Consider the following 4149-nt stretch of genomic DNA (forward strand, 5'->3'; position numbering starts at 1 on the left):
GGGGACAACCGCAATGCCAGCCTCGATTCCCACGTCTGGGGACCACTGCCCGAGCAGGATCTGATTGGCACCGCTGTTCTGCGTTACTGGCCCCTCAGGCGGGCCGGTTTGATTCGGTTCCCCGCCCCAGAGCCAGAGAATCAGCTGGGGTAGGGTGCAACCCTGACGTGGAGCACGCCGGAATGTTCAACCCGGAGTTCCTGACCAGCGACAGCGAACCGATCAGCGGCAACTCCCTGATTCAGTACCTGCAGGAACAGTCTCCGGACGTGTTGCAACGCGTGGCTCGCTCCGCCAGCGGCGACATTCAAGACATCATTCGGCACAACGTCCAAGGCCTGCTCGGGATGATTCCCGGTGAGCAATTCGACGTGAAGATCACCGCCAGCCGTGACCATCTGGCTGGTCTTCTCGCCTCGGCGATGATGACGGGGTATTTCCTGCGCCAAATGGAGCAGCGCATGGAATTGGAAGCAACGCTGTTCGACGACGGCGGCGCCGACGCAGACCCCGGCGAACTCAGGCTCTAGGCCGAGTCTTCACCCGGAACAACACCGGAGCGCACCAACAACTGATCGATCGAGGCGAGGTAGTCCCAGTTCCCCTCGTTTGGGGCCCACTCCCTGCGCTCGAACGCATCGGCCAACTGGGCCAACTGTTCGTTGGAGCAGGGCACAGGAGCGTCGTAATGGGCCGGCACGACCCAGCGCACCTGGGGCAGTTGCGCCAATTCCCGCAACCAGCGAATCACCACGGGCCTGGCACGAGGAAAAACCAGGCGCTCCAGCACGGGTGCCACCAGAAGCGAGCCGCTCGGCTGGGTTAACGCTTCAAAGGCAGTACGGGAACTCGAGCGCCACTGAAATGGGAAGAGGCCGAAATAACTCCGGGCTGAGCGACAGCCCGGCTGAAACGCCTTGGACAACAGCTCGCGGAGGGGTGGAACCTCCAGGGCCTCCGGCCGCAAAAACGAAGCAAACAAAGCCAGACGCTCCCAACCTTTTTGGCGCAGTTCCGGCGTGTCCGTCAGGGGTTGATCACCGCTGTCACGGGCATGGAAGAGCAGGGGGGTGGGATCGAAATCAAAAATGGGTGGTGGCTCCGGGTTAATGGCCACCAAGGCATCCGTCAGCAGCAGCGAGCCACTGGCCTGATGCAGGCAGGCAAATTCCTGAAAGCGACCCAGCCCAAGGTCAAGCGGACCCAAGGACGACCACACCAGCTCGTCGCTGTGGGGATAGCCATCCTCCTGAAGCACCCGGGTTCGCGCCCGCGGGAAGCCCAACCAGCTGGCAGGCAGGTTGATCGGGAAGCTCCACTGACCGGGGGTGACCCAGACCTCCGCCTTGGGAAAAGCCCGTGCCATCGGCGGGACAGGGAGCTTGTGCTCCAACCCTGAGGCCGTCGGCAACACAATCGTTTGGACCGCTCCAAAACGCTCCTCCAAGGAGCGAAGGGCCTGACGGACCTCGACGGTGGGCGCGACTGGGGCATAGAGCATCAGGCCACCACGCACACGGACCACCGTCATTCGGATGGGCACCGCCACGTAAAAGACACCCTGGAGCTGCTCAAAACTCCAGAGCTGGTCTGGGATCAGCTCACGCACCAGCGTGCGCTTGCGCCCGTAGGGATAGAGGGGCAGCAACGGCCACCAAGTCCAGCGCTGGTCGGAAGCGGCAACCATCGAGCGCTTCAGGTCAGCAGCACCAGGCTGATGCTCATCACGAGCATCCCCGCGGTGACCCCGAACATCATCAGGTGGTGCTTGGCGCCCGTGCGTTGGGCCGCCGGGAGCAACTCGTCGAAGCAGATGTAGATCATGATTCCGGCGACGCTGGCAAACACCAGGCCCAGAACCACGTCATTGAGAAAGGTCCGCAGAAAGACGTAGCCGATCAGCGCTCCGACTGGTTCCGCCAAGCCCGAGGCAAAGGAAATCCAGAACGCCTTGCTTCGGCTACCGGTGGCGTAATACACGGGCGCTGAGACCGCGAGCCCCTCCGGGATGTTGTGAATGGCAATGGCGATGGCGATCCCAATGCCAAGCCGGGGTTCAGAAAGCGCCGCCACAAAGGTGGCCAACCCCTCGGGAAAGTTGTGAATCGCGATGGCCAGGGCCGAAAACAGCCCAGTGCGCATCAGTGCCGAGGAATCGGAGCCTTCGCGCAAGGGCAAAATCGCCAACTCGTGCGAAGGGAGCAAGCGATCAATCAGCGCAAGAGCCAGCATCCCGGCAAAGAAGGCCAGAACCGTGACGAGATAGGCCGTGCTGGTGCCCAGGGCAGGCGTCAGGGACTGGCGGGCCTTCGGGAAGATCTCCACGAAGGAGACGAAGATCATGACCCCGGCAGAAAAGCTCAGGGCGCTCGTCAGTAATCCCGGGCTAAAGCGCCGGCTGAGCACGCCAAGCCAACTGCCGATCCCTGTCGACAGGCCTGCGCCGAGGGTCAGCAGGAAGGCCGGCAGTACCTGGTGGTCCAGCGCTTCCAAGCCCGGCTCCTCGGCAAAGGTGGTTCGATGATCGCAGGCCAGGAGGCCCTTGGTGGGCGGATCGGCCGATCCAGGCACGTTTCAACAATCCCGGGCTCGACCCGCAACGCCTGGACAGATGCCCCCACATGGGGCAGAACACAGACATCGCTGCACGAGCGGGCCATGCAGACGCCATTTGGGATCTGGCTCCCGCAGGTCACGGTGCTGCGCTGCCGGCAGTTCGAGCAGGCCAGCGATGCCGTCGAAGCGGTGCGGGAGCGCCAATGCGTCGTGCTGCAACTCGAAGGAATGGAGCCCAGCGAAGCGCAGAGAATCCTCGATTTCGTGGCCGGCGCCGTCCATGCCCTGGACGGCCAAATGGAGCGTGTGGGTGATGGGACCTACCTCTGTGCACCGGCCGGGGTCGGCGTCAGTCAGCTCAGCGGCTCCTCGGAATCATGCGTCGAACCGGCCTGAACCCGGCGCTCCAACTGCACGAACAACAGCCAGGCCAGCCCAGCCGAGACACCTCCGGTCCAATCGGAGCGCAGAAGCTCAATGATCGAGGCGGTGCTTGCCGTCACCCTGAGGACCCGCAGGGCCAGGCGACCAAGTCGGTTAGCCATAGGGGCCAAAGCGTGTTGCACAAGCTGCTCCGCACTGGGCGCCCAGCCTGATGGAATCAGCGAGCGACCGTTGGGCCGCAAGGCCCGTCACGACACCTGCCGCAAAACTGTCGCCGCAGCCATAGCTCTCCACCAGGGGCCCTGGAAGCGGAGCCGCGTCGTACCGGCCGCCTGGAACGCTGTGGCCTCCGGCGGCTCCCTCGGTGCGGATCAAGGCACGGGGCGCGGGTGTGAGTTGCGTGGGATCCACCGCCTCTCCAGGATCCAGGCCACTGCCAATGAGGGCATCCAAGGGAACAGCGGCCTCCTGCAGCACGGGTAGACGGACCCGCGGTGTGGCCGCCAGAACCTTGGAGGCGCGGCAGGCACGCAGGAGCGGCGCATCAGCCGCCGTGACGAAGAGTCCATCGCAGTCCGCCAGGTCCTCCCACGGCAACGGATCACTGAGGGACGGGCTCAGGCGGTCTCCGATCACCGTGATCGCCCGATCCCCTCCGGGATCCACCAGGCTCAGGCCCCGCCGGGTCGGAGCATCCCTCCAGGCCACATGGAGCTCAAGACCCAAGGCTTGGAGGCGTTGCACGCAGGCCTCCCCAACCGCATCCCGCCCCAGGGCCGTGAAGAACTGAACGGGTTGTTGGGTCAGCCGCGCCATCTGCACCGCCACGACCGCGCCACCACCGGCGGGCTCCTCCAGGCTGCGGAGCGCATGGCCAATGGCACCCGGTCGAGGTAGTTGATCAACCGCCAGGAATTGCACCCACTCGATGTGACCAACCACGGCCAAACGCATCGGCGGCAGTTCCGGTGCTGACCAAACAACGGGGTCGGTGGACACAGCGAAGCACGAACAACGGCTGGAACTCCATCAAAAGCCAGGCGGGCCTGCACACAAAAAAGCCCTCGCTGACGCGAGGGCTCTGGGAATGGAGCCGATCCGTTGGGGCTCAGCCAATCGACGGTGCGCTCAGAGCCACCGGGGTGATCTCGGACGCAGCCAGGTCGAGGGGGAAGTTGTGAGCGTTGCGCTCGTGCATCACTTCCATAC

General features: G+C 64.2%; 6 protein-coding genes. 3 read left to right on the forward strand and 3 right to left on the reverse strand.

Annotated elements, in window-relative coordinates:
• Both QZ186_RS11295 and QZ186_RS11300 read left to right on the forward strand, forming a co-directional pair.
• On the forward strand, positions 1-153 hold a 153-nt coding region (locus QZ186_RS11295), incomplete at its 5' end, for a S26 family signal peptidase (RefSeq protein WP_296416910.1).
• Positions 154-182: 29 nt separating this feature from the next.
• A complete protein-coding gene (locus QZ186_RS11300) occupies positions 183-530 on the forward strand; it encodes a DUF760 domain-containing protein (RefSeq protein WP_010316770.1) in 348 nt (115 codons plus the stop codon).
• Here QZ186_RS11300 and QZ186_RS11305 read toward each other — a convergent pair.
• Both QZ186_RS11305 and zupT read right to left on the reverse strand, forming a co-directional pair.
• Positions 527-1687 carry a DUF4336 domain-containing protein gene (locus QZ186_RS11305; protein ID WP_296416906.1) on the reverse strand — a complete coding sequence of 387 codons (1161 nt, stop codon included), beginning with the start codon at positions 1685-1687 and terminating at the stop codon, positions 527-529. The two genes, QZ186_RS11300 and QZ186_RS11305, sit on opposite strands and share 4 nt — an antisense overlap.
• 8 nt (positions 1688-1695) lie before the next feature.
• Complete coding sequence (gene zupT, locus QZ186_RS11310) at positions 1696-2571, reverse strand: zinc transporter ZupT (protein WP_010316768.1); 876 nt, start codon at positions 2569-2571, stop codon at positions 1696-1698.
• Between the two features lie 87 nt (positions 2572-2658).
• Here zupT and QZ186_RS11315 point away from each other — a divergent pair, with 87 nt between their 5' ends.
• Complete coding sequence (locus tag QZ186_RS11315) at positions 2659-2952, forward strand: cell division protein SepF (RefSeq protein ID WP_010316767.1); 294 nt, start codon at positions 2659-2661, stop codon at positions 2950-2952.
• Positions 2953-3093: 141 nt separating this feature from the next.
• On the opposite strand, the gene QZ186_RS11325 is transcribed toward QZ186_RS11315, so the two are convergent.
• Positions 3094-3894, reverse strand: a complete 801-nt coding sequence (locus QZ186_RS11325) for a PfkB family carbohydrate kinase (protein WP_296416912.1) — start codon at positions 3892-3894, stop codon at positions 3094-3096.
• Positions 3895-4149 lie beyond the last annotated feature (255 nt).

This window comes from Vulcanococcus sp. DEBay_Sum29NL08_54 (assembly GCF_017859255.1).
Classification (GTDB): domain Bacteria; phylum Cyanobacteriota; class Cyanobacteriia; order PCC-6307; family Cyanobiaceae; genus Vulcanococcus.